This window comes from Flagellimonas sp. (assembly GCF_965222555.1).
Lineage (GTDB): Bacteria > Bacteroidota > Bacteroidia > Flavobacteriales > Flavobacteriaceae > Flagellimonas.
Genome location: NZ_CBDCUG010000002.1, coordinates 111,013 through 136,183, shown reverse-complemented (window position 1 = coordinate 136,183; position 25,171 = coordinate 111,013). Strand labels below are relative to the sequence as shown.

Annotated in this window: 20 protein-coding genes; 14 read left to right on the top strand and 6 right to left on the bottom strand. The window is 38.0% G+C overall.

The features are described from left to right. The first annotated feature begins 53 nt into the window (after nucleotides 1-53). The 10 genes from ACOQO1_RS03095 (at nucleotide 54) to ACOQO1_RS03050 (ending at nucleotide 13,324) form a co-directional block, all read left to right on the top strand. A complete protein-coding gene (locus ACOQO1_RS03095; protein WP_420601397.1) occupies nucleotides 54-653 on the top strand; it encodes an SPOR domain-containing protein in 600 nt (199 codons plus the stop codon). A 1-nt stretch (nucleotide 654) separates the two neighbouring features. Next, nucleotides 655-1,563, top strand: coding sequence for a 1,4-dihydroxy-2-naphthoate polyprenyltransferase (locus ACOQO1_RS03090; RefSeq protein ID WP_420601396.1), 909 nt, complete (start codon nucleotides 655-657; stop codon nucleotides 1,561-1,563). Between the two features lie 33 nt (nucleotides 1,564-1,596). Then, nucleotides 1,597-2,352, top strand: coding sequence for a LytR/AlgR family response regulator transcription factor (locus ACOQO1_RS03085; protein WP_420601395.1), 756 nt, complete (start codon nucleotides 1,597-1,599; stop codon nucleotides 2,350-2,352). Between the two features lie 456 nt (nucleotides 2,353-2,808). Further along, on the top strand, nucleotides 2,809-4,770 hold the full coding sequence (locus ACOQO1_RS03080; RefSeq protein ID WP_420601394.1) for a sensor histidine kinase: 1,962 nt from the start codon (nucleotides 2,809-2,811) through the stop codon (nucleotides 4,768-4,770). Nucleotides 4,771-4,907: 137 nt separating this feature from the next. Next, nucleotides 4,908-5,960, top strand: a complete 1,053-nt coding sequence (locus tag ACOQO1_RS03075; protein ID WP_420601393.1) for an o-succinylbenzoate synthase — start codon at nucleotides 4,908-4,910, stop codon at nucleotides 5,958-5,960. After that, entirely contained in the window at nucleotides 5,951-6,889 is a 939-nt protein-coding gene (locus ACOQO1_RS03070) for a CPBP family intramembrane glutamic endopeptidase (RefSeq protein WP_420601392.1), read from the top strand. The genes ACOQO1_RS03075 and ACOQO1_RS03070 overlap by 10 nt, the downstream gene beginning before the upstream one ends. Further along, entirely contained in the window at nucleotides 6,864-7,949 is a 1,086-nt protein-coding gene (locus ACOQO1_RS03065; protein ID WP_420601391.1) for an AMP-binding protein, read from the top strand. The genes ACOQO1_RS03070 and ACOQO1_RS03065 overlap by 26 nt, the downstream gene beginning before the upstream one ends. Before the next feature lie 22 nt (nucleotides 7,950-7,971). Beyond that, complete coding sequence (locus tag ACOQO1_RS03060) at nucleotides 7,972-9,318, top strand: M24 family metallopeptidase (protein WP_420601390.1); 1,347 nt, start codon at nucleotides 7,972-7,974, stop codon at nucleotides 9,316-9,318. Nucleotides 9,319-9,405: 87 nt separating this feature from the next. Continuing rightward, complete coding sequence (locus ACOQO1_RS03055) at nucleotides 9,406-11,154, top strand: hypothetical protein (RefSeq protein ID WP_420601389.1); 1,749 nt, start codon at nucleotides 9,406-9,408, stop codon at nucleotides 11,152-11,154. A 1-nt stretch (nucleotide 11,155) separates the two neighbouring features. Then, nucleotides 11,156-13,324, top strand: coding sequence for a TonB-dependent receptor plug domain-containing protein (locus ACOQO1_RS03050; protein ID WP_420601388.1), 2,169 nt, complete (start codon nucleotides 11,156-11,158; stop codon nucleotides 13,322-13,324). Here ACOQO1_RS03050 and ACOQO1_RS03045 read toward each other — a convergent pair whose 3' ends face one another. Beyond that, nucleotides 13,325-14,953, bottom strand: coding sequence for an acyl-CoA carboxylase subunit beta (locus tag ACOQO1_RS03045; protein ID WP_420601387.1), 1,629 nt, complete (start codon nucleotides 14,951-14,953; stop codon nucleotides 13,325-13,327). A 67-nt stretch (nucleotides 14,954-15,020) separates the two neighbouring features. On the opposite strand from ACOQO1_RS03045, the gene ACOQO1_RS03040 reads away from it, so the two are divergent. The 3 genes from ACOQO1_RS03040 (at nucleotide 15,021) to ettA (ending at nucleotide 17,979) form a co-directional block, all read left to right on the top strand. Continuing rightward, a complete protein-coding gene (locus ACOQO1_RS03040) occupies nucleotides 15,021-16,004 on the top strand; it encodes a Gfo/Idh/MocA family protein (protein WP_420601386.1) in 984 nt (327 codons plus the stop codon). 76 nt (nucleotides 16,005-16,080) lie between these two features. After that, on the top strand, nucleotides 16,081-16,257 hold the full coding sequence (locus ACOQO1_RS03035; RefSeq protein WP_168796318.1) for a CAL67264 family membrane protein: 177 nt from the start codon (nucleotides 16,081-16,083) through the stop codon (nucleotides 16,255-16,257). A gap of 30 nt (nucleotides 16,258-16,287) precedes the next feature. Continuing rightward, nucleotides 16,288-17,979, top strand: a complete 1,692-nt coding sequence (gene ettA / locus ACOQO1_RS03030) for an energy-dependent translational throttle protein EttA (protein ID WP_420601385.1) — start codon at nucleotides 16,288-16,290, stop codon at nucleotides 17,977-17,979. 10 nt (nucleotides 17,980-17,989) lie between these two features. On the opposite strand, the gene ACOQO1_RS03025 is transcribed toward ettA, so the two are convergent. Continuing rightward, on the bottom strand, nucleotides 17,990-18,673 hold the full coding sequence (locus tag ACOQO1_RS03025; protein WP_420601384.1) for a hypothetical protein: 684 nt from the start codon (nucleotides 18,671-18,673) through the stop codon (nucleotides 17,990-17,992). 65 nt (nucleotides 18,674-18,738) lie between these two features. Then, nucleotides 18,739-19,515 carry an MBL fold metallo-hydrolase gene (locus ACOQO1_RS03020; protein WP_420601383.1) on the bottom strand — a complete coding sequence of 259 codons (777 nt, stop codon included), beginning with the start codon at nucleotides 19,513-19,515 and terminating at the stop codon, nucleotides 18,739-18,741. A gap of 169 nt (nucleotides 19,516-19,684) precedes the next feature. Between ACOQO1_RS03020 and ACOQO1_RS03015 the strand changes: the two genes are divergently transcribed. Continuing rightward, the gene (locus ACOQO1_RS03015; protein ID WP_420601382.1) at nucleotides 19,685-20,572 is read left to right on the top strand and encodes a hypothetical protein; all 888 of its coding nucleotides are present in this window, start codon (nucleotides 19,685-19,687) and stop codon (nucleotides 20,570-20,572) included. 71 nt (nucleotides 20,573-20,643) lie between these two features. On the opposite strand, the gene ACOQO1_RS03010 is transcribed toward ACOQO1_RS03015, so the two are convergent. The 3 genes from ACOQO1_RS03010 to fumC all read right to left on the bottom strand — a co-directional run bounded on the left by ACOQO1_RS03010 (nucleotide 20,644) and on the right by fumC (nucleotide 24,993). Beyond that, entirely contained in the window at nucleotides 20,644-22,344 is a 1,701-nt protein-coding gene (locus ACOQO1_RS03010) for a S41 family peptidase (protein ID WP_420601381.1), read from the bottom strand. Nucleotides 22,345-22,428: 84 nt separating this feature from the next. Then, entirely contained in the window at nucleotides 22,429-23,352 is a 924-nt protein-coding gene (locus ACOQO1_RS03005) for a helix-turn-helix domain-containing protein (protein WP_420601380.1), read from the bottom strand. A 243-nt stretch (nucleotides 23,353-23,595) separates the two neighbouring features. Further along, nucleotides 23,596-24,993 (bottom strand): class II fumarate hydratase, encoded by a 1,398-nt coding sequence (gene fumC, locus ACOQO1_RS03000; protein ID WP_420601379.1) that lies wholly within the window; start codon nucleotides 24,991-24,993, stop codon nucleotides 23,596-23,598. Between the last annotated feature and the right edge of the window lie 178 nt (nucleotides 24,994-25,171).

The window sequence follows — 25,171 nt, the reverse complement described above, 5'->3', positions numbered from 1 at the left end:
ACTTGTTGACATCTATGCTTTTAGCATAATCTCAGAAATAATACCCACCTAATATGCCCTTTATTGAAGAAAGCGATTTGTTGGACCTCCACAAGGATCTGGATAAGGCCCAAATAATCAACGAAAGACTTTTAGATCAGATAAAATTTAAGAACAAAGACCTGAAAAAGATTAGGTTACAGCGAAATATTCTATTGGGTTTTACTGCCCTTTTTGTCGTGGGAACGTTGGCCATAACTTCTTTTACGGCAGGTCTGAGCAGCAAAAACTCGTTTGAAAATCAGAATAACCTATTGGTTTCCATAGATAGTTTGGATGTGATCAAGGCAAGGATTGATAACCTAAAAGAACAAAATGAAGAATTAAGTCTTGTTAAGGAATTTTATCTGGCCAAAGCTTTTTTGGATAAAGAGAAAATCTACTCGGTTCAAGTAAAATCCTTTGTTGACAATAATGTGACCTTGGCTTCGGAAGCTTTGACAAATACATTGTTTGTAAAGACAAACCCATTCTATGCTTACTCCCTTGGAAATTTTGAAACCTTAAATGAGGCCCAATCCTTCAGAAAGCAATTGGTGAACATGGGCTTTAAAGACGCTTTTGTTGCTTCATACCAAGATGGCAAAAGGGTTAAAATAGAAGATCCGTATTAATTTGGGAAAAGTTAAGGCTTGGGTACAAGCTGCTAGGTTAAGAACGCTTCCATTGTCCTTATCAGGGATAATAATGGGTACTGCATTGGCGGGCAAGCAAGGTTTTTTTGATATTTCCATTTTCATTCTAGCGCTTTTTACCACGATAGGTTTTCAAGTTACTTCCAATTTTGCGAATGATTATGGCGATGGCGTAAAAGGTACCGATAATGAAGATAGAATTGGACCTGCCAGGGCATTGCAGAGCGGGTTACTTACAAAATCCTCCCTAAAGAAAGGAATTATTGTCTCCGTTATAATAAGTATGATTCTTGCTATGTACTTGATTTATATAGCATTCGGAAAGGAAAACCTTCAACTTATTCTTTTGTTTTTTGTTCTCGGAGTTCTATCCATATGGGCCGCAATTAAATATACCATGGGGTCAAAACCCTATGGTTATATGGGATTGGGAGACGTTTTTGTGTTTTTATTTTTTGGATTACTTGGGGTTTTGGGAAGCATGTTTCTCTATACAAAAACGTTGAATTGGGTATCTGTGCTACCTTCAATTACGATGGGGTTACTTTGTGTTGGGGTTCTCAACCTTAACAATTTAAGGGATGTGGTATCAGACCAGAAACACGGAAAAAACACCTTGGTGGTTAAAATGGGATTTAAGAATGGTAAGATTTACCATTTACTTTTGCTCACTATTGCGTTTATATGCATTATGATCTTTACATGGATGGAAAAAATAGCAGTTTTACATTCATTTTACCTCCTGGCATTTCTACCCATTTTTATCCATTTGCGTAAAGTAATGTTGACACAGGAACCCGTAAAATTGGATAAAGAACTAAAAAAACTGGCTCTAAGCACATTTTTACTCTCTGTTCTGTTCTACATGGCAGTTAATATTTTTTTGTAATTTTGAGTAACAACTCACTAAACTTGAAGGAATTTGGAACACCCCATTAAAATACTAATCGTAGAGGACAATGTGATTATTGCAGACGATATGCAATCCATGCTTGAGGAAATCGGCTATGAGATTGTTGACAATGTAATAGTTTACGAACAAGCTGTTGACGTTTTAAAGAACAATCATGTTGATTTAGTATTGATTGACATTATTTTGGCTTCTGATAAAACGGGCATAGATTTAGGAAAGCATATTAGGGATGCATATAACATTCCGTTTATTTTTGTTACCTCCAACTCGGACAGGGCTACTGTGGAGAATGCTAAAACAGTTAAGCCAGATGGTTATTTGGTCAAACCTTTTGAACAGCAAGATCTTTATACATCCATAGAGATAGCACTTTCCAATTTTAATTATGCAAGAAAGGAAAATAGCAAGGAGATCACTGGTAATGAAGGTGACACTTTCACCTCCAATTCAGTTTTAAAAGATTCCATCTTTGTTAAAAAGCAACATCTGTACTACCGAATCCAGTTTGGAGACATTCAGTTTATAAAAGCAGATAATGTGTATTTGGAAGTAAATACTGTGGATAAAAAATTTCTGGTCCGCTCACCTTTAAAAGATTATTTAGAGAAGTTGCCCAAGAACAAGTTTTATAGAGCGCACAAATCCTATATTGTAAATGTGGATCACATAGATGCCATCAATTCAAAGGATATAATGATAAACAACAACCTTATTCCAATTTCAAAGGACTTTAAGGAATTCATTATTTCCTCCATGAACAGTTAAGGAAGAAATATTTTGTTGGATAATATAAAAGTGCCTTTTGGCACTTTTTTTATGCCACAATCCAATTTTATCAACTTACCACAACTTTTGACGTGTTCACAACAATAGTTTTCCATTCGTTGGCAACGCCCATACTTTAGCAGTGTTATTAATTCAGAAAAGTAATTTTTTCATTTTCATATAGTGTTCTCGTAAAAGGGTCTTGTCCAAAATGGCAAGGCCTTTTTTGTTTGGGGTATTTCTTATCTCCATAAAATGCACAAAACATCGATAAACGGAGTTTTACATACAATCAAACACTTTTCACAACAGAAAATCACACTTTCACAACAATACTGGACAAGTCTTTTAGATTGGATTTAATTTAGCTGATAAATCAACGTTCTTTATATATAAAATATAAGGAAAGCAAACAGGGAGTTTTAAATTTCCCATTAAGCACTACGGATTAAATTAATGGCACATTACCTCAGAAAGTTATTTTCAGGATTGTTTTTTGTTCTTCTATTGAATGTATCGGCACAATCAATTGAAAATGAAGATCGCAGTGTTTTGAAAGAATTTCAGGATGCCAATTTACCTGAAAGTAGGTTTGAGGTTTTCTTTAATTCCATAAATAGATACAATCAAAATTCTGCCTACGATTGGTTGGATACCGTTAAAGTTTATCTGTCCAATGCCCAAAAGACAAATGATACGGTGGCGGTACGCTTGTACAGTGTTATGCAGACCCAATTGTACAATGACCTTGGTGAGTACGACAAAAGTACCGCTTTGGCAAAAGAGCTTTTTGAGTCCAAAGATTCTTTGAATTATGATTTAAGAAAAATTGTGTTGAATGTTTTGGACGACAACTATGCCAATTTGCAGTTGTATGACAAACAAATTGAAATAAGAAAGAAAAAACGGGAATTGGGATTTACTGATGATATAGCTTTTTACGATATATACAGTAATCTTGGGTTACACACCAAGGCAAGAAACCAGTACATTATGGAGGTCAAACCTACCATAGCCGACAATGAGAACTTTAAACTGGCCAAGTACCATAATAAAGTGGGCAACTACTTAAGGTTGGACAATTCTGCGCCGACTGCTATTAGTGAGTTTAAAAAAGCCAACGGATATCTTGTAGTTTTTGTAAATGATATTTCTGTTCAAAAAACCGAGGAACAGCTTTTTGAAAGTGATTTTCTGAAAGCAGAGATTGAAGGTAATATTGGGAAATGCCACGTACTGCTTCATGAATATGAGGAGGCCATTCCACTTTTGGAAAGTAGTATCGAAGTCTTGAAAACCTCACCCAATAATAACCATAAGAGCGAGGTCATTGAGAATACACTTAATTTGGCGGATGCCAATTTACGATTGGAGAAATTTTCTGCGGCAAAAAAGAATTTAGACCTTGATTTTGATAGCATAAGTATGTTGCAAAGTATCAAACGCAATAGCTTGTTGGCTGCCTACTATGACCGCATAGAGAATTTTAAAAATGCTGCTACCTATTACAAGCGAAACGAACGAATCAAAGATTCCTTGGCCCAAAAACAGTCTTCAATTATCAAACAACAATTGGTGACCATTGTAGCCAATGAGGATATGGAAAATTCTCGACTTTTGATAGAAGAACAAAAAAGAATAAACGAGCAAGCTCGTGATGAAATGAAGGCAAAGGATGAGCGAATCAACCTGGTATTTATTTCTTTGATTTTTACACTTCTTGGTTTTGCCGGATTGGTGTATGCCTACCTTAAGAGTATTAAAAATCAGCGTTTGATAGCTGAACAAAAGCACATTATTGAAAATGCGTTGGTAGAAAAGGATTCTTTGCTGAAAGAAATCCATCACAGGGTAAAGAACAACCTACAAATGGTTTCCAGTCTGTTGAGTCTACAGACCAAGAATACAAGAAGCAAATCTGCCATAGAAGCTTTGGAAGAGGGAAAGAGCAGGGTGAAGGCCATGGCATTGATTCATCAAAAACTCTATCAAAACGATGATCTTTCGGTCATAGAAATGCAGGGTTACATTGAAAGCCTGATCAACAGTGTACAATCCGTTTATAAAAAAGGTGGACACAATATTAGTATTACCATTGATGCCGAAGGCACAGAACTTGATATTGACCGGGCCATTCCATTTGGTTTGATCTTGAACGAACTGGTATCCAACTCCTTTAAATATGCGTTTCCTGAAAACGATGAAAATGGGAAAATCTATATTCACTTACGTAAAAATGGTGAGCAGGGCTATTTTGAATACACCGACAATGGTGTAGGTTTACCAGAAGACACCGAAGAACGCACCCATTCTTCTATGGGGATTAGGTTAATGAACAGGTTAGTCAACCAGTTGCAATCCAAATTGAACATAGACAAGGCCGATGAAGGGGTCAGATTCTGGTTCAACTTTAATTGATTCTCTTTGTTCCCTATATTTTAGGTTAGGCAATGTCACACTGAGCCTGTCGAAGTGTAATTATATCTATTTCTAGTAGTACCATCCAATAATGAGTCATTTTAGATTTAAAATATGACTAAATTTGGAGCAACTGCATGAAAGCTACCTACAAAAAGTACATACTCAATTTTAAAATTCCAGGTGGTACATCACGAGGGGTTTTAACGGAAAAGGAAACATGGTTCATCATCCTAGAAAACGATGGAAAGTACGGTATTGGAGAATGTGGAATTTTAAGAGGGTTGAGTATTGATGATGTTCCGGATTATGAGTCAAAACTTAAATGGTCCTGCGAGAATATCCATTTGGGGCAGGATACATTATTGAAACAGTTGGTAGAATTTCCTTCCATTCAGTTTGGTTTGGAACAGGCATTCCTATCCATTCAATCCAAAAACCCTTTTGAACTGTTCCCTTCCGCTTTCACAAAAAGTGAAGCTCCAATTTCAATTAATGGTTTAATATGGATGGGGGATGAAAGCTTTATGTTAACCCAACTGGAACAAAAACTAAAAGGGGGTTTTCAATGCATCAAAATGAAAATCGGGGCCATAGATTTTGATAAGGAACTCTCCATTCTAAAAGCTATCCGGAAAAGATTCTCTGTTGATCAGATAGAATTACGTGTAGATGCCAATGGTGCATTCTCTAAAGAGAATGCCATGGAAAAACTGGAACACTTATCAGAATATCAAATCCATTCCATAGAACAGCCCATTAAACCCAATCAATGGAACACTATGGCAACGTTATGCAAAAAAACTCCGTTGCCCATTGCATTGGATGAAGAATTAATTGGCATTTTTGATGTAACGGAAAAACAAAGATTGCTACAAACCATAAAACCACAGTACATTATTTTAAAACCAAGTTTGGTAGGTGGTTTTGGAGGGTGCAAAGAATGGATAGATTTGGCAGAACAAAATAACATAGGTTGGTGGATTACCAGTGCATTGGAGAGCAATATCGGACTTAATGCCATTGCACAGTGGACCTATTCCCTGAACACTAAAATGCTGCAAGGCCTGGGAACCGGAAGCCTGTTCACCAATAATTTTGAAAGTCCATTGGAGGTTGCAGAAGGCAAGCTTTTTTATAGAAACACGAAAACTTGGAAGACAAATTTAATTGAACATTTATGTATATAGAAGAAGGATATAAAGGTGATATTGGACTTTGGAAGTATTTTATCATCCCTTTGATGTTTATTGGTTTTATGGGGCTGAATTATTTGGCAACAGTTACTTCACCTATTAGTGTTGAAGATGCCATGCAACAAATGATTGACCAATTGGGTTCCAATGTAGTTTTGATTATCCTTTTGGCACCTTTGGCCGCAGGCTTGTTTGTGGTATTGGGGTGGACATATCTGGTGCACAGGCAGTCCATTACTTCTTTGACCACTTCCAGAAAGAAGATTGATTGGAGACGTATTTTTTATGCCTTTGCTCTCTGGGGTGGTCTAACGGTATTGCTTACGGCTATTGATATTTACCTTTCACCTGACGACTATGTGCTGAACTTCAATATGTCCAAATTTATACCTCTGGCCATTATTGCCATTCTTTTGATTCCTTTACAAACCAGTTTTGAAGAATATTTGTTTAGGGGACATATGATGCAGGGATTGGGTATTCTTGCAAAAAATCGTTGGGTACCATTGGTAGTAACCTCTGTTTTATTTGGTGTGATGCATATCGCAAACCCTGAAGTGGAAAAACTGGGCATTGGGATTATGATCTATTATATAGGAACCGGATTTTTCTTGGGGATATTGACCCTAATGGATGAAGGATTGGAGCTGGCTCTTGGATTCCATGCCGCCAATAATTTGATTACGGCACTTTTGGTTACTGCTGATTGGACCGCTTTTCAAACTGATTCCATTTATAGAGATGTTTCCGAACCTGTACTTGGATGGGATGTTTTGATTCCAGTTTTTGTGATATTTCCCATTTTACTGTTCATCTTCGGGAAAAAGTATGGATGGAAAAACTGGAAGGAGAAATTATTTGGAAAGGTACTGACCAAGGAAGAATTTGTAGCCCTGAATGAAAGCGAATCCAACGTGGCATAAGATTCATCCTCAGTTTAAGCTGAATGGCACTCATTATAATTTTAATGAGTTGGAAGAGTTGGGCTATAGCTTTGTAAGGGAAGGAACGCCCTTTGAAGCTTCTATGGGAGTATTCCTTTTGGATTGGGTCAATTCTAAACCCTTACTGGAAGTTCAGACTTCAGGCTCTACCGGAAAACCAAAAAACATCAGTCTTAAAAAGGAGCATATGGTGAATTCAGCCATAGCTACAGGAGAATATTTCCAATTACATTCAGGGAACAAAGCATTACTTTGTCTTCCCTGTTCCGGTATAGCAGGTAAGATGATGTTGGTACGAGCTATGGTACTGGGATTGGCTTTGGATTATGTGGACCCATCATCCACACCCTTGAAAGATACTGCTGCTACATTTGATTTTGTTGCCATGGTACCGCTTCAGGTTAAGAACTCTTTGGAACAACTGCATCAAATTAAAACATTGTTGATTGGTGGAGCTTCTATACCAAAGGGCTTACGGGAAAAGTTGGGTTCAGTTCCAACTCAGATGTTTGAGACCTATGGGATGACAGAAACCATCACCCATATAGCGGTAAAGAAAATTGGCAAAAAAGGGAATGATCATTTTGAAATATTGCCCAATATCAAAATTTCCGTAGATAACAGAAATTGCTTGGTCATAACCGCTCCTAAGGTTTCGGATGGTAAAGTAATCACCAATGATATTGTAGAACTTTTGGGAGAAGGCAAGTTTAAATGGCTGGGGAGGTATGATTCGATTATAAATTCTGGAGGGGTAAAATTGATTCCAGAGCAAATAGAACAAAAATTGTCTGCAATACTCCATTCCCGTTTTTTTGTGACGGGTATTCCAGATGAGTCCCTTGGGCAAAAGTTGATATTGATTGTTGAAGGTTCCCGAATTTCCACTGAAGAACTTTTGGAACAAATCAAAAACTTGGAGGATTTGCATAAATATGAAGTCCCGAAGGCAATCTATACCTTGGAATCTTTCACCCAAACCGAAACGGGCAAAATCCAACGAAAAAAAACTTTACAACAACTAAGCGGAGTTTTGTAAATTCAGGGGATAAATAACACCCATGAAAAGAATTTCGTTTTTCCTATTTCTTATTTTCTCGACTTTTATGCATGCGCAGCAGGTTCTACCGGAAGTGGAGCGGGCTAAAGTCGTTGACGAAATTTTAGAAGAACGCTTCAATACTCTCCTTCCGGAACTAATGGACAAAACAGGAATCGATATGTGGGTATTGATTTCAAGGGAATACAATGAAGACCCGGTACTAAAAACAATGCTACCGGCAACCTGGTTGAATGCAAGACGAAGAACCATTCTTCTTTTCTACAGAAGCCAAGCGAAAGGGACCATAGAAAAATTGGCTGTTGCAAGGTACAATGTCGGTAAAAGTATTCAATCGGCTTGGGACAAAGAAAAAGAGCCTGACCAGTGGAAAAGACTTGTTGAGCTCATTGAGGAGCGAAACCCGAATACCATCGCCCTGAATTTTTCAAAGGACCATAACATTGCGGATGGATTGGACAAAACAGATTATGATGAGTTTATGACCAATCTACCCAAAAAATACCATTCCAGGGTAAGTTCAGCAGAGCAATTGGCTGTACGCTGGATAGAGACTCGTACCCCAAGAGAGATGTTCATCTACAACCAACTGGTTGATATTACCCATGATATTATTGCTGAAGCCTTTTCTGAAAAAGTCATAACTCCTGGAGTTACCACAACCACAGAAGTTGAATGGTGGATGCGGCAAAAGGTAACCGATTTGGGATTGGAAACATGGTTTCACCCTACCGTGGATGTACAGCGGACGAGCGAGGAACTGGTGGGTCATTTGTATTCGTTTTCAGGAAGGCCGGACGATTTGGTCATTCAACCTGGTAATTTGTTGCATTGCGATTTTGGGATTACCTATTTGAGACTAAATACAGATTGCCAGGAATTGGCATATGTGCTAAAGCCAAATGAAGAGAAAGCTCCCAAGTTTTTGAGAGAAGCGCTAAAAGATGGGAACAGGGTTCAGGATTTTTTGACAAAAAATATGATTACTGGTAGAACGGGAAATGAAATTTTGGCCAAATCATTACAAGAAGCGAAGGTGGCAGGTTTGCGCCCAGCTATCTATACACATCCTCTGGGCACATATGGTCATTCCGCCGGTACCACTATTGGTATGTGGGATTCTCAGGGTGGTGTAATGAAGGATGATGGAGAAAACTATCCGTTAAACCCCAATACCGTTTATGCAATAGAATTGAACACAACCGTAAATATTCCGGAATGGAAACGGGATATCCGGATCATGTTGGAAGAAGCTGGATTTTATGGAGAGGATGGTTTTAGATATGTAAATGGGAGGCAAACGGAGCTTCTGCTTATTCCCAGAATTAAGGAATATTTAGGAGACTAAAATTGCTGCTCAATTTTTCTTTCAGTAATTTACAGGGAGTAATAGTCACTATATCAGCTAATTGATGTAGTTCTTAAATTAAAGGCCATGAAAAGTAATCTCATTTTTATTGCATCTTTTTTAATGATTTTCTCTGGTTTTGCAAAAGAACGCTTAATCAAAGGAAAGGTTACAAATGGGGAAACACCCATGGCGAATGTTAGGATTCAGGTGGTCAACCAAGGTGTTACGTCCAGTTCAAATACAGATGGAAGTTATAATATTGTTGCAAGTACTGGAGACATGTTGTTTTACAATGCCGATGGGATGGAACCACTACAAATACGTGTTGAAGATGTTACAAAAACTTTAAATGTTGTAATGTTTCCAAGAGTGGAGAAGTTGGAAAATGTAACAGTTACCAGAAACAAGCGTAATGGACAGAAAGAATTGGAAATGGATTATCCTTACAATCCAAATATTATAAAAACTGCTTTTGGGTTTTTGGACAAAACAAGAACTTCCTATTCTGTAAGAATGTTGTTGGCAGATGACTTTTTACCTGGGGAGTACAATTTGGAAAATATAATAAGAGGAAGATTTGCAGGGGTTAGAGTGTCCGCGGGAAGTGGGTTTGGCAGAGGTAATACAATAGGGACTAGGGCAGTTTTTTTTAGAAGCAATTGGCCCGTAGTATTCGATATTGACGGACAAGTATTTACTGATTTCCCAGATTTTATTGATGTTCAAAACATTGACCGCATTGCCGTAATTCCTTCCGCAGTTGGAACGGTGCGTTATGGTAATTTAGCCAAGGGAGGAGTGATGATTATTAACACCAAGACAGGAACAAGGATTCCAAAGGATAAAAATGGTTTGTATTTGGATAGAATGAGACTTCGTAATAACCATTATGATGGTACAGCACTTGCTTCAGGAGAGGTAATGAAAAATGCACCTATCTATTTACAAGAATTAGAAGGTTCCAACAGTTTTGAAAATGCCAAAAAATTGTTTGAAACCCACTCAAAAAAATATGCAAGTTCGCCTTATTTTTTATTGGATTCCTACCAATATTTCTACGAAAAATGGAATCAAAAGGAGTATGCGAATGAAATCATTGAAAATGGATATGGGCTTTTTCAAAACAATGCCGTTCTTCTAAAGGCGTTGGCCTATATTTATGAATCACAGGGAAGATATGATATGGCCCACGAGGCATTCAGAGAAGCTTTTATGCTAAGACCTCAATACAGACAATCTTATTTGGATTTGGCCAATAGCAATAGAAATCTTAAAAATTCGAAAAGAGCGGCGGTCTTGTATGCGCGTTATTTTCATTTAGTGGATAAAGGCTTGATGCAGATGGATTCAAGTAATTTTTCAAAAATTATCAATAGAGAGTTCAGTAACCTAGTTGCTTTGGAGAAAACGGGAATGACGAATACCACTTCAAGTATATCGGTGGACGAGGATGATTTCAACAATACCAGATTAAAACTGGAATGGAATGATGGCGAAGCTGAGTTTGAACTACAATTTGTAAATCCGGAGAATCAATATTATACATGGAAACACAGCCTCAAGGAAAATGCAGATTCCATTCGTCGAGAAAAAGATTTTGGATATTCCTGTGTAGAATATTTGATAGATGATTCGTTTTCAGGTCATTGGAGAGTCAATATAAAATATTTGGGAAATAAAAGCTTAACTCCAACTTACTTGAAGGCCGTAGTATATCATAATTATGGTTCAAAATCCCAACGAAAAGAGGTAAAAGTCTTTAAATTGGGAACCAAAAACGTAAACCAAACGCTGTTTCATATCAGTAAGAGAGCGTCGACGCCATTAAATTAAAATGAAAAACCTGAGATTACTGTGTTTTCTGTTTGTGGTATGTCTTTATCATACAGGATTTACACAAGAACAGAAAAATGTTACCATTTGTTGGGATGTATCGCTTTCAATGATGGATAGAGACATAGAAAAAGAATATTATTTTCTAGATGCTTATTTTAAAACGGTCCAGAAGGCGCAGGTAAGTTTACTCGCATTCAGTAACAGGATTATTTCAAAGAACGATTTTACAGTGACCAAAGGAAATTGGTCAGAAATAAAAACAAAGCTTGGAACATTCAGCTATGATGGCGCGACCAATTTTAAAGCACTTGACGATTATGCCGAGAAGGGAGATATTCTCATGTTTACGGATGGAAAGCAAAACATAAGTACGGGTACCCCAAATTTTGATGGAGAGCTGTACATTGTAAATAGCAGTAAGGATTTTGATAGAGCCAGCATTAATCTTCTTTCCATTATTAATAATGGAAATCTTGTAAACCTTTTGGAAAAGGAAGATCCAAATACATCTAAAACTAATCTCAAAGAATATAAGGGAACCATATATAATGGAACCAGCGGTCTGGCCGCTGCTGATGTGTACGTGAAAGGATTTGAAGAAAGGCGTATTAAATCAGATGAAAAGGGAGCTTTTGCAGTGGAAGGTATGAAAGGAGACACATTGGTCATTGTTTATGGAAATAGAAAGGCGGAGCATGTCCTGGATGATAACCAAACAATTGACTTTTTGTTTACGGAGGACAGTATACAACTTCAGGAAGTTGTTGTAAGTGAACAAGGCATTGAACAATCGGAAGAAATAACCACAGCATACGGCAAAGAAAATAAGGATAAAGTAGGGTACGCGGTGCAATCCATATCCGATGAGGACATTGCTCCTGTCTCTACAACGGTCAACAATGCTGTACAGGGAAAGTTCTCTGGGGTTAGCCTTGGACAAAATGAAGATTTAAGCGAGGTAAAAATGCGACCTAGCAATTCGGTTCTTGGGAATAACTACGGATTAATTGTTATTGACGGTGTGCCCATGGAAAGGTCCAATTCTTTTACTGGGGAAATTGCAAGCACTGGTTTTATCGATCCACAAAATATTGCAGATATCACGGTGTTGAAAGGTTTGGCGGCTACCAATCGTTTTGGGAGTATGGGAGCCAACGGAGTTCTCTTAATTACAACCAAAACAGCCACAGTAGATAAAGCGGTTGGTGGTGAAAAAAGGGATTTAGCCAGACTAAAGAACAATATTTATGAAGGGAAAATAAAGGTGAACAACAAAACTTTGGTAACCCCTTATCTCAAAGAGCTTAAAAAAGGAAAGAACCTTCAAGAAGCTTATAACATTTATCTGTCGCAGCGAGAGAAGTACTGGGATAATTCTGAATATCTGATAGATATCTACAACTTCTTTTATGGCGCAAATGTAGATATAGCCGAGCAAATCCTGTCCAATATTCTCGAAAAAGAAAGAGCAGGGTATGAAGAATTGAGGGGTATGTACCTCAAGTGTCTAGAGAATAATAATACCAAACTGGCCCTTTTGACGGCAAACAGAATTTTAGAAACTTTCCCTAATAAGATTCAGTCGTATTTTGATGTGGGCATGGCTCATAAAAAAGGAGGAAATTTTCAAGAAGCTTTGAATATGTTCAATGCTATGGTGAATGGCTCTGCCAATGAGCAGTTGAATTTTACTGGCATGGAAAAAGTAGTGGGTGCAGAAATCAGGAATTTGGTCAATAAGGAGCGCAGGAATTTGGACATCTCAAAAGTGGATAAAAAATACCAGAACAACCTTACCTACAATGCTAGATTGGTAATGGACTGGAACAATCAAGATGCCGAGTTTGTGGTGCAATTTGTAAATCCACAAAAACGGTTCTTTAACTGGGAACATACGGATGTTGGTGATAGAAAAAGAATTTTGGAGGAGTTACAGCATGGATTTAGCACGGAACAGTTTGAAATTGTAGGTGCAGATACAAAGGGCGATTGGATATTGAATGTTACCTATCTGGGCAATCGTACCCAAGGCAACAAAGCCCCTACATTCTTAAAATGTACGGTACAATATAATTTTGGAAAGCCAAACCAACGAAGTGAAGAGCATGCAATACGCCTTCAAGAAGTGGATGAAGAGCAACAATTGGCAAAATTCACGGTGCAGTAACTATACCTGTAATACTCCCATATTGAATTGCTTTTCCAAAGGAGAGTGATTTGCCGCCTCTATGCCCATGGAAATCCATTTTCGAGTGTCCATTGGGTTTATAATGGCATCGGTCCATAGTCGAGATGCAGCATAATAGGGCGAAATCTGATGATCGTATCGTTTCTTTATTTTATCAAATAGCGCTTTCTCTTTTTCGGCATTCAAGGCCTCACCACTTTTCTCCAAAGAGGCTTTTTCAATCTGCAGTAAGACTTTTGCAGCAGAATTCCCGCTCATAACGGCAAGTTCCGCACTGGGCCAGGCAGCAATGAGCCTTGGGTCATATGCCTTACCGCACATGGCATAATTGCCTGCACCATAGCTGTTTCCGACAACTATTGTGAATTTGGGCACTACAGAATTGCTTACGGCATTCACCATTTTGGCTCCATCCTTAATGATTCCACCATGTTCACTTTTGCTGCCCACCATAAATCCGGTTACATCCTGTAAAAACACTAGTGGTATTTTCTTTTGATTGCAGTTGGCAATGAAACGAGTGGCTTTATCCGCAGAATCAGAATAAATGACCCCGCCAAATTGCATTTCACCTTTTTTGGTTTTTACCACTTTACGTTGATTGGCCACAATGCCCACGGCCCAACCATCAATTCGGGCATATCCGGTTAGGATTGTTTTTCCATAGCCTTCCTTGTACTGTTCAAAATCTGAATTGTCCACCAATCGTTTGATGATTTCTAGCATATCATACTGGTCTCCTCTAGAAGCGGGAAGGATTCCGTAAATATCTTCTGGATTCTCTGTTGGACTTTTGGGTTCGATTCGATTAAAACCTGCTTTGTCAAAATCTCCGATTTTACCAATAATTTTCTTTATTTTATCAAGGGCATCTTTGTCATTTTTCGCCTTGTAGTCTGTCACCCCACTGATTTCTGAATGCGTAGTAGCTCCGCCCAGGGTTTCATTATCAATACTTTCTCCAATGGCCGCTTTTACCAGATAGCTTCCAGCCAAAAAAATGCTTCCGGTTTTATCAACGATCAGTGCTTCGTCACTCATGATAGGTAAATACGCCCCTCCGGCAACACAACTTCCCATAACAGCAGAAATTTGGGTAATGCCCATACTGCTCATTACCGCATTATTTCTAAAAATCCGACCAAAATGCTCCTTATCGGGAAAGATTTCATCCTGCATGGGCAAATACACCCCAGCACTATCCACTAAATAGATAATGGGCAGTTTGTTTTCAATGGAAATCTCCTGTGCCCGTAAATTCTTTTTTCCAGTGATGGGAAACCATGCCCCAGCTTTTACCGTGGCATCGTTAGCAACCACAACGCATTGTTTGCCTTGTATATAACCTATTTTAACCACTACTCCAGCAGAAGGACATCCGCCATGTTCTTTGTACATACCATCCCCTGCAAAGGCTCCTATTTCAATGGAATCGGAATTGGAATCCAGAAGATAATCGATACGTTCTCGAGCGGTCATTTTGCCCTTTGCATGATGTTTTTCTATCCGTTTTTTACCTCCACCCAACTTTACTTCGTTCAATCTTTTGCGGAGTTCTGCAAGCTTTAATTTATTATGATCTTCGTTTTTATTGAAGTTAATATCCATAGTTTATGATCCTATTTCGTCTTGTTGGCTAAAGATAAGGAGTTATAATCATTACTTTTGACTCCATATGAAAAGTAAAATTAAATGGGGCATCATTGGCCCAGGGAATATAGCCCGGAAGTTTACATCAGACCTCCAGCTTATTGAAGAAGCACAGATTTCGGCAGTGGCATCAAGGTCATTGGACAAGGCAAAGCGTTTTGCGGACGAGTACGGAGCTGAACACGTATACGGGAGTTACGATGAACTTTTTGCAGCGGACACCACGGATATTGTTTACATAGCTACACCTCATAATTTTCATAAGGATTTGGCCATTACGGCCATGCAAGCAGGTAAGCATGTACTTTGCGAAAAACCATTGGGGATAAACAGAACCGAAGTAGAAGAACTTGTCAAAGTTGCAAAACAAAATAAGGTCTTTATGATGGAAGGGCTTTGGTCAAGGTTCAACCCATCTATCCAAAAGGCAAAACAATTAATTGAACAAGATGTTATTGGAAAGGTCTCTTATATACATGCCGATTTTGCCTTTTACGGTTTGGATAGGGATGAAGAATCTCGTGTGCTGAACCTCAATCTTGCATCCGGTTCCTTGTTGGATATAGGAATCTATCCGGTATTTTTGGCCTATTTGCTGTTGGGTAAACCTGAGGAGATAAGTGCACATTCCAATTTTCATTCCAACGGAACGGAATTGCAAACCTCAATGATTTTTCAATATCCCTCGGCTCAGGCCATATTGTATAGCGGAATCACAAGCAATTCAAAGATGCATGCTGAAATCTCTGGAACAAAAGGTGAGTTGTTCTTTGAACCCAGATGGCACGAGGCTAGAGGGTATTCTTTGATGAAAGATGGAGAGACTCAAAATTTTGCACTCCCAATACAGGGAAACGGTTTTGTATACGAAATAGAAGAAGTGCATAAATGCCTTATGTCCAATAAATTGGAAAGCGATTTATGGTCACATCAAAATAGCTTGGATTTAGCTGAATTGTTGGACACCATTCGTGAAAAGGCAGGGATAAAATTTCCATTTGAAATATAAACCACGGGAAAGCTATTACGGTTTTATCAATTTTTACGATATTTGATTTCTTACCAAACCAACAACTAATATGGGAATGAATAAAAATACGGTGCTCGCCTGGGCCACATGGATCATGATTTTTGTGGGACTGGGAATGATTGCGCTTGGAGCTTTTAAATATGATGAAGTGGCCGGATATGGGTTTGCTGCAGTAGGTATTGGTTTCTTTGCAATTGCCTGGGTCTTCAACGCATTGAAAGGCCGCGTTTAATTTTCCATTTACATAACTTAAAACTAACAAATGTCAGACGATAAGAAAGTCATTTTTTCTATGTCTGGGGTGACGAAAACGTTTAAAACTGCCAACACTCCAGTCCTTAAAAATATTTACCTAAGCTTTTTTTACGGAGCTAAAATTGGGATTTTAGGCCTTAATGGTTCTGGTAAATCCACCTTGCTGAAGATTATCGCAGGGGTGGATAAAAATTATCAGGGCGATGTGGTTTTCTCTCCCGGCTATTCTGTGGGCTATCTGGAGCAAGAGCCCCAACTGGATGAAGAAAAAACAGTGCTTGAAGTGGTAAAGGAGGGAGTGGCCGAGACAGTAGCCATTTTAGATGAGTACAACAAAATCAATGACATGTTTGGCTTGCCCGAAGTATATGAGGATGCGGACAAGATGCAGAAGTTGATGGACAAACAAGCTGCGTTACAGGACAAAATTGATGCTTCCAATGCCTGGGAATTGGATACCAAACTTGAAATAGCCATGGACGCACTCCGTACTCCGGAATCGGATAAGAAAATAGGAGTATTGTCCGGGGGAGAACGAAGAAGGGTTGCGCTATGCAGATTATTGCTCCAAGAGCCCGATGTTTTGCTTTTGGATGAGCCTACAAACCATTTGGATGCGGAATCAGTACATTGGCTGGAACATCATTTGGCCCAATACAAAGGAACAGTAATCGCCGTAACGCACGACCGTTATTTCTTGGATAATGTGGCTGGATGGATTTTGGAATTGGATAGGGGAGAAGGCATCCCTTGGAAGGGCAATTACTCTAGTTGGTTGGATCAAAAATCCAAACGATTGGCACAAGAAAGCAAGCAGGCCTCTAAACGTCAAAAGACATTGGAGCGAGAGCTGGAATGGGTCAGACAAGGAGCAAAAGGAAGACAGACCAAACAAAAAGCCCGTTTAAAAAATTACGATAAACTCTTAAGCCAAGACCAGAAACAACTGGAGGAGAAACTGGAAATATATATTCCCAATGGACCACGATTGGGAACCAATGTCATTGAATCCAAAGGGGTAAGCAAAGCTTATGGAGACAAACTTTTGTATGAGGATTTAAACTTTAATCTTCCGCAGGCCGGTATTGTTGGCATTATAGGTCCAAACGGAGCTGGTAAGACCACTATTTTTAGAATGATCATGGGAGAGGAGACCCCCGATAAAGGAGAATTTGTTGTAGGTGATACGGCAAAATTGGCTTATGTAGACCAAAGTCATTCCAATATTGATCCAAACAAAACCATTTGGGAAAATTTTAGTGATGGACAAGAATTGGTGATGATGGGAGGAAAGCAAGTCAATTCAAGAGCATACCTAAGTCGTTTTAATTTTTCTGGGAGTGAGCAGAACAAGAAAGTGAACATGCTTTCAGGAGGTGAGCGTAACCGTCTTCATTTAGCAATGACCTTAAAGGAAGAAGGAAATGTTTTGCTCTTGGATGAACCGACCAATGATTTGGACGTGAACACGCTTCGAGCACTGGAAGAAGGTCTGGAGAATTTTGCCGGCTGTGCCGTAATCATTTCACACGATAGATGGTTCCTTGACCGAATTTGCACCCATATTTTAGCTTTTGAGGGGGATTCGCAAGTATATTTCTTTGAAGGTTCTTTCTCTGACTATGAGGAAAACAAGAAGAAACGATTGGGAGCTGATATTATGCCCAAACGTATTAAGTACAAGAAGTTGATACGTTAATAAAGGAGCGTTACTCTTGTTGATTTAACGCCTCCAAACCTTCTTCAAGAAGTTTCTTTGCTTCTTGCAAATATGCTTTTTGGTGAGATTCCAGGCTGTCTGGGTCATTTTCCTTTTCAGAAGTCCCGTGATTAAAAGATTTTGAGAGTAAAATGAGCTGTGTAATTGCTTTTTCGGTCGATTTCAATCGCTCGGTGGAGTGCTTTTCAAAAACTTTTATCATTTCCATCTCCATGGATTCTTGCTCGTTTTCCACATCGGTGTACGCTTCATTTTCCAAAGTGGTCTCGGCGCTATCTTCTACCACAACTGTTGCAGATACTCCCAAAGTGCATTCATCCAAAACGGTAATGAGTTCGTTGATGATGCCAATTGACTTTTTTGAGAAATAGCGACCCGCGTCCCAATCTACAGGATCAATCGCCTTGTTTAAACTCTCAATAGCATCCAAGGTTTTATCCTCGGATTTGGCACAACCACATTCCGCCATAAAGGATTTTGATTTTTCCAGAGCTGTCAAAGCCCTTTCCGCGTAATACATTTGATGTTCAAAATTGGTCGCGCTCAATGCTTTTTTAGAATGACTTAGACCATAAGTCACTTTGGCATAGAAATTATCACATTGATTGGAAAAAGAAAGGTTGATGGCAAGAGTGAATGCAAAAGCAAACAAAACGTAGGATTTGGGAGCCATGGTTCGGTATCGATTTGGTTAAGTCTCTATGTTTAACGTTGATAACCTGATATTATTTTACTTTTCTAAAAATCATCATTGGGGTACCAATCCAATTGGACCACTTTTATATCAGAGTTCCCTTGGTGGATTAGCATTTTAAATTTGTTTACATCACCAACGTTTGGTCTACCTCTATAGTGATAAGGATAGATTTCCTTGGGTTTAAACTCCAAAACGGCATCAGCGGCACTCTCAACCGTCATGGTGTAGGGTAGATTCATACATACAAATGCTTTATCAATGTTCTTTAAAGCCCTCATCTCCGGTATATCCTCAGTGTCACCCGAAAAATAAATCCGTTCTCCATCCATATTTAAAATATATCCGTTTCCTCTCCCTTTTTTATGAAACTTTAAAGCTTCTTCCCTTAAATTATACATGGGAACGGCCTCAACGGTAATTCCATAGCGTTCTTTGGAATCGCCATTGTTCAGTATGTCAATTTGAGGAGTGAATTCCTCCGGAATACCATTAGCTACGGCCTGGGGCACCATTATTTTAGCTTTCTGGGTATTTAATTCTTGTAATGTTTCTAAACTGAAATGATCTCCGTGAATATCGGTTATTAAGATGAGGTCAGGCTGTTTTTGATTCTTAAAAGCTTTTTTTCCACCTATGGGATCTATATATATGGTAATGTCTTTCCATTCCAATACGGCTGTGGCATGTTCAATGGGGATAATTTTTAGGGCTCCTGTTTCTTCCGAAGTTGTTGAGCTAACATCCTTTTGCCCTTTGTTTTCTTTACATCCGAGGATAAGAAATAGGCTGAAAATAAACGCAGTATATTTTTTTTTCATAATTAAGAGGCTTTGAAACTATCAATAAAATTAAGCCCTAAAGTATATTGTCCGCTATTTTTTTAACATTATTTAATCCACAATAATCCAAATCAAAAAGTTGAGCGTATATAAACAGAACACAATTGATTAAATACACTTTAAACGAAGATCAATTAATTAAAAAGTTATGACTGAAACAAAAAGTAACAACGGATTAAAGGTAATAGCTGGTTTGCTTGGGGTAGTTCTTTTAGGAACAATTATCTACACCGTAAGCCTTTACCAAGATAAGAAAAAGACCACTACCGCACTTACTCAAGAAAAAGAGTTGGTTGTTGAGGATTTGAACAACTTGAAGTCTGAGTACGACAAAGCTATTTTGGAAAGCAACGCTACAAATGAAGAATTGGTTGCTGCAAGAGACAACATCGCAAAGTATATTGATTCTGTACAGGGAATGAAAGCAGATATTGCTTCATTATCAAGATATAGAAGACAAGTAAGCGTTCTTAAAGCCGAAAGAGAAAAATTATTAAAGCAAGTTGATTCTTTGACAAGTTCAAACACTTTGTTGGCCATGCAAAGGGACAGCACATTTGTTGAGTTGGAAAAACAAACTGTTTTCAACGACTCTTTGGTTGTTCAGAACACACAATTGGCCGATGCTGTTGAAAGAGGTTCTGCACTAAGCCTTTCTACCTTTACTGTTGATGCAGTTAAAGAAAGAAGTAGCGGAAAATTGGTATCTACTTCAAGAGCTAAAGCAACTGACAAATTCAAAGTTTGTTTTACCGTTGCTGATAACGTAATTGCAGATGCTGGAGATAGAGAGTTCTTTATTGAGGTTTTAGACCCTCAAGGTAATGTATTGGGAGATAGTTTCTCTAAATCTACTGAGGAAGGTGCTTCAATCACTTATAGCAAAGGAACAAACTTTTACTATGAGAACAGCTCTTTGGATGTTTGCGACTACATAAACAAGCCTGCCTCCGATTTCCAAAAAGGAAACTACATGGTAAATGTTTATGACAACAAACTAAAATTATTGGGAACTTCCAAGTTCGCTTTAAAATAGTATAACACTATCCATATTTAATAAAAAAGCCCGATTCATTATGAGTCGGGCTTTTTTTCTTTCACAAGTTTTTATTTTTCTTTTATAATATTTAGTACATAGTTCAATTGTGCATCCTTATTATTTAAGATATCCAGTGCACTTTTATAAACATAATGATCGGGTAGAACCCCTCTGTCCCTTGGCAAATTTGTTGCAGAGGTAAAATATGTTTCGCTGGCTATCATATATGTGACAGCTGTATGAGTTCCCATATGACTTACCATTCCTCCATTTGAATAATAACTGGAACCAGCTTCTTCACCTACTAAAATTGCCATATTATTTTCCTTGACCACGGATAAAAGATGTCCAGAAGTCGAAGCATTTAACCCATCTATCAAAATATATGTATTTCCAGTGAAACTATTTTTTAAAGGCTTTTTTTCTTCCCCTTCGTTAGGATCGCCGGGTAATGGGGATAGCTCGTCAAAATAAGTAAATGGTTGTTTTGCTATATGTTGTAACAAATAAATAGCACCACAGGAACATCCCCCGCCATTGCCTCTCAAATCTATAATTAGATTCCCAACCTTTGCTTGTTTGAGTTCCTCAAAACTTGAACGTATAAATTTTTGGTACTTTTTTAGTTTATCGCCACCATACGCACCAAAATATGGAATCCTCAAAGTGCCATAATTTTGAGTTTCAAATATTTCAAGGCCAATATCATCTTGTATATATGGGTATTCAAACTCTTTAAGTTGTGTAAGTTTTATAGTTTGATTTTGCCCTTCCAAGGTAATCTCATATGACTCTGGAAACCCAAAATAGTAGGCTATATAGGAGGTGAAATATGCACTAAATATGCTTTTCTTCAACCCCTTACTATGTCCATTTGATGAAATATGTTTAAAAACATCTTTTGTAATTTCATTGATAGCCTTCCCATTTATGGTTTTGATTGAGCTTCCCGCGGTAACCTTATTACGGTTAATTCTTGGATTGGTGACCAATAATTCGGAATCCAATAAATCTGCTTCAAGGGGAAACCGTAACGATACCGGTAACATTTCATCTTCTTGATTGAAACCACCCAAACGGGTATGCTCGCAGCCAACACTTGCAATAATGGGACTCAATTCCCAAATAAACTCACCATATGTCATCCCTTCTTTAACTTTTGCTTTTTGGTTTTCAACCAATTCCCCAAAATCTTCCCTGGTAATAAACTCAAAAGGGTTTGGATGTTTTTCTGCGATTCGTTTAGCCATTTCATCCATATCTTCTAAATATTCCTGTTTGCTAAAGACCTGATGGAACTTTGGCCTATCTCGCTGATCATAGTTTATATTGAAAATCATCCTTTCCGCATTAGTGTTCTTGGGATTTAATGCTAAAGAATTTCTATAATTGATTAAAGACAATTCGTAATTTCCATTCTTGTAATATGCCTCACCTAAACTATCATAAGGATTATAAGAATCTGGAAACTCATCTACCAAAAGTTTAAATATTTCAATGGCCTCTTTTACCTTTCCATTGGTCAAATATTGATAGCCTAGTGTGTTAAGCTCGTTTTCGTCTTCAAAATTATAACTGATGGGCTGTTCTTTCTTGAGTTTGTGATAATAGGATATGGTCTCTTCAATAGAAGCATTTGGTAAAACGGAAATGGCTTGAGCTATTGATTTCTTGGCACTATTGTTTACTTCCTTCTTGTTTTGGTATTTACAACTAATTACACATGCCAAAATTAGTAATGGAAGCAACCCTTTTATTAAGTCTTTCACTTTCATGATTTTAAAAATTATGAAACAAAAAAACAGTGATTCTGCGGAAAACAAGGGGTGTTATCAATTCATTTTTGTCCGAAATTATAATTTCAAACTTAAAACTTGTTCTCTGTATTTTGATGGTGTTACCCCAACAAGTTGTTTAAAGGAAGTATAAAATGATGATTTAGAGTTAAAACCGGATTCTTTGCCAATGGCATCCAATGTATATTTGGTATTGGATTGAATTAGTTGTTTTGCTTCGTCAATTCTATATTCATTTACAAAAGTCGAAAAACTTTTTCCCAAATTATCGTTCAGTAATTGTGAAAATTGATGTGAAGGTATTCCCAACTCCTGTGCCAAGTCGGTTAATTTTAGTTTAGGGTTTCTATGGAGTTTTTGCCTTAACATTATGGCACGTAGCTGCTGTACCAGCGGAGCAATTTCATAACTATCCATTTTTTTACTTTGATACTTTTCTTCAAGTCCGAAAATCTGAAAACGAACTTTCTTATTAAGTAAAAAGTAGATGTAGAAAGCGTAAAATACCAGCGAAAAAATAATAGACCCAATCACAAAATAGGTAAAGCTAACAAAGAAGTAAATTAACCATAGAGCCAAGGTCGCTGTCAACAAAGCGTTTATCCATGTAATTTTCGGTATATAACTTGTCTTTTTTGTGGAATCGCTTTTTAAACAAGTAAAAGATACCCAGACAGACATCAAAATATATATCAACCATTGAAAATTGATTCCTTTCATAATATATGCCTTATAAAATATAGGGTCAATTTTAAAAGGGAATACAAAATGTAATACAACGGCAGCAATCACCCAAAATAGAATATGATACTTCCAAGAAGAAAGAGCTTTGTGGTGAGGTGCAACAACAGATAGTGTATATAAAAATAGAAATGGGCCAATAAACAAGAAGGTAACCGGCCCAAATTTGGTATAAGCATTTGGAGCTACATCACTGAAAAAATAAATTAATCCCCGTAAAGCTCGCTCACTTAAAAACAAAAGAAACAGCCCAAACAAAATATTTGGCATCTGTTTCGACTTTTTAGATAGAATAAAATATAAGCCTAGCAAAAAACTATTGAATACCCCAATAGCCCCAAAAAAGAATAAAAAAACTGAAGAATAGGACATAAATGTGCCTTTATCTATTAGGTTCTTTGATAATACAAATTAACCCATTTTGAAATATAGATAAAAGCACATGTCTTTTTTGAATAGGCTATTGTGGTTATAAATAAGCGTTTATTTCAAACTCCCCACCATATCCTCAGGTTTTACCCATTCATCATATTCTTCAGGGGTAACATAGCCTAAATTAATAGCCTCTTCTCTAAGGGTAGTTCCATTTTTATGTGCTGTGTTCGCAATTTCCGCAGCTTTATAATAGCCAATTTTTGTGTTCAAGGCTGTGACGAGCATCAAGGAATTGTTCAGCAACGTTTTAATTACCTCATGATTAGGCTCTATACCAACAGCACAGTTCACATCAAAACTTACGCAGGCATCTCCAATAAGCTGGGCGGATTGTAGAATGTTTGCCGCCATAACGGGCTTAAAAACGTTGAGCTCATAATGTCCTTGCGTACCTCCCACTGAAATTGCCACGTCATTACCCATGACCTGTGCGCAAACCATGGTCATAGCTTCACACTGGGTAGGGTTTACTTTTCCGGGCATTATGGAACTTCCAGGTTCATTGGCCGGAATAATGATCTCTCCTATTCCAGAACGTGGTCCGGAGGCCATCATCCGAATATCATTGGCAATTTTGTTCAGAGAAACCGCCAATTGCTTTAATGCTCCATGACTTTCCACAATGGCATCATGTGCAGCAAGGGCCTCAAACTTATTCTCCGCGGTAATAAAAGGCAAACCGGTAAATTCAGCAATATGCTTGGCAACCGACACATCATAGCCTTTTGGAGTGTTCAATCCGGTACCTACTGCGGTGCCACCCAAAGCCAATTCACTCAAATGAGGTAAGGTATTTTTTAAGGCCTTAAGACCATGGTTTAACTGGGAAACATACCCAGAGAATTCCTGTCCCAAGGTTAGGGGAGTGGCATCCATAAGATGGGTACGACCAATCTTTACCACATCTCTAAACTCCTTGGATTTCTTATCCAGGGTGTCACGTAATTGCTCAACCCCGGGAATGGTGACCTCTACAATCTTTTTATATGCAGCAATGTGCATTCCCGTTGGAAAGGTATCATTGGAAGATTGACTTTTATTTACATCATCGTTGGGTTGAATGGTTTTTTCACCCTCTCCAATCTTGTTTCCAGCTATTTCATGGGCCCTATTGGCAATAACTTCATTTACATTCATATTGCTTTGGGTACCGGAACCGGTCTGCCAAATCACCAGAGGGAATTGGTTATCATGCTGGCCTGAAAGTATCTCATCACATACTTTAGCGATTAAATCTCTTTTTTCAACAGGCAGAACACCCAACTCATGGTTGGTATATGCAGCAGCTTTTTTTAAATAGGCAAATCCATAAACCACATCCAAAGGCATTGATGCGGGTGCCCCAATTTTAAAATTGTTACGGGATCGTTCAGTTTGTGCTCCCCAATATTTATCAGCGGGTACCTTAACCTCGCCCATGGTGTCTTTTTCTATTCTAAAACCCATTTCTTATTTTTTTTGATATGCAAATTTAGGTCTTCGGACTTTCATATTTAATGAAAGATGTCAGCAATTAAAGATTTTTTGCAAGGAGATTTGTTTTTTTTGACCAAATGAAGGTATCTTTGCACAACAAAAGGAATAAATCATGTTCGACTTTGACCAATATTTAGGTTTTTTAGCT

Coding starts and splice junctions, on each gene's coding strand:
- ACOQO1_RS03095 (WP_420601397.1), top strand. CDS start 54: ATGCCCTTTATTGAAGAAAGCGATTTGTTGGACCTCCACAAGGATCTG.
- ACOQO1_RS03080 (WP_420601394.1), top strand. CDS start 2,809: ATGGCACATTACCTCAGAAAGTTATTTTCAGGATTGTTTTTTGTTCTT.
- ACOQO1_RS03075 (WP_420601393.1), top strand. CDS start 4,908: ATGAAAGCTACCTACAAAAAGTACATACTCAATTTTAAAATTCCAGGT.
- ACOQO1_RS03070 (WP_420601392.1), top strand. CDS start 5,951: ATGTATATAGAAGAAGGATATAAAGGTGATATTGGACTTTGGAAGTAT.
- ACOQO1_RS03065 (WP_420601391.1), top strand. CDS start 6,864: ATGAAAGCGAATCCAACGTGGCATAAGATTCATCCTCAGTTTAAGCTG.
- ACOQO1_RS03060 (WP_420601390.1), top strand. CDS start 7,972: ATGAAAAGAATTTCGTTTTTCCTATTTCTTATTTTCTCGACTTTTATG.
- ACOQO1_RS03055 (WP_420601389.1), top strand. CDS start 9,406: ATGAAAAGTAATCTCATTTTTATTGCATCTTTTTTAATGATTTTCTCT.
- ACOQO1_RS03050 (WP_420601388.1), top strand. CDS start 11,156: ATGAAAAACCTGAGATTACTGTGTTTTCTGTTTGTGGTATGTCTTTAT.
- ACOQO1_RS03045 (WP_420601387.1), bottom strand. CDS start 14,953: ATGGATATTAACTTCAATAAAAACGAAGATCATAATAAATTAAAGCTT.
- ACOQO1_RS03040 (WP_420601386.1), top strand. CDS start 15,021: ATGAAAAGTAAAATTAAATGGGGCATCATTGGCCCAGGGAATATAGCC.
- ACOQO1_RS03035 (WP_168796318.1), top strand. CDS start 16,081: ATGAATAAAAATACGGTGCTCGCCTGGGCCACATGGATCATGATTTTT.
- ettA (WP_420601385.1), top strand. CDS start 16,288: ATGTCAGACGATAAGAAAGTCATTTTTTCTATGTCTGGGGTGACGAAA.
- ACOQO1_RS03025 (WP_420601384.1), bottom strand. CDS start 18,673: ATGGCTCCCAAATCCTACGTTTTGTTTGCTTTTGCATTCACTCTTGCC.
- ACOQO1_RS03020 (WP_420601383.1), bottom strand. CDS start 19,515: ATGAAAAAAAAATATACTGCGTTTATTTTCAGCCTATTTCTTATCCTC.
- ACOQO1_RS03015 (WP_420601382.1), top strand. CDS start 19,685: ATGACTGAAACAAAAAGTAACAACGGATTAAAGGTAATAGCTGGTTTG.
- fumC (WP_420601379.1), bottom strand. CDS start 24,993: ATGGGTTTTAGAATAGAAAAAGACACCATGGGCGAGGTTAAGGTACCC.